The organism is Streptomyces sp. NRRL WC-3626, assembly GCF_000718785.1.
Classification (GTDB): Bacteria; Actinomycetota; Actinomycetes; order Streptomycetales; family Streptomycetaceae; genus Streptomyces; species Streptomyces edwardsiae.
This window is the reverse complement of record NZ_JOCA01000074.1, coordinates 1-285: the sequence shown is the minus strand read 5'-3', so window position 1 is coordinate 285 and position 285 is coordinate 1. Positions and strand designations below refer to the sequence as shown.

1 pseudogene is annotated in these 285 nt (G+C 73.0%); it reads right to left on the bottom strand.

Going from position 1 to position 285, the window contains the following annotated elements:
- Positions 1-285: pseudogene (locus tag IF28_RS36815) on the bottom strand (alpha-1,4-glucan--maltose-1-phosphate maltosyltransferase); the annotation flags it as partial.

Genomic DNA, 285 nt, shown 5'->3' with positions numbered 1-285 from the left:
CCTCGGGGGAGCCGATCGCCCAGGGGACGCCGACGTCGTCGGGGCCGGCGTCGAGTGTGTTGTTGGGGCCCTTGCGGAAGGTGGTCCCGATCGGGTGGATCGGTGGGAGGTAGACGACGTCGAAGCCCATCGCGGCGATCGCGGGCAGGCGGCGGGCGGCGGTGTCGAAGGTGCCGTGCGGCTGGGCGGGTGTGCCCTCGGAGCGGGGGAAGAACTCGTACCAGGCGCCGTACAGGGCCCGCTCGCGTTCCACCAGCAGGGGCAGCGGGTCGCTGCTGGTGACCA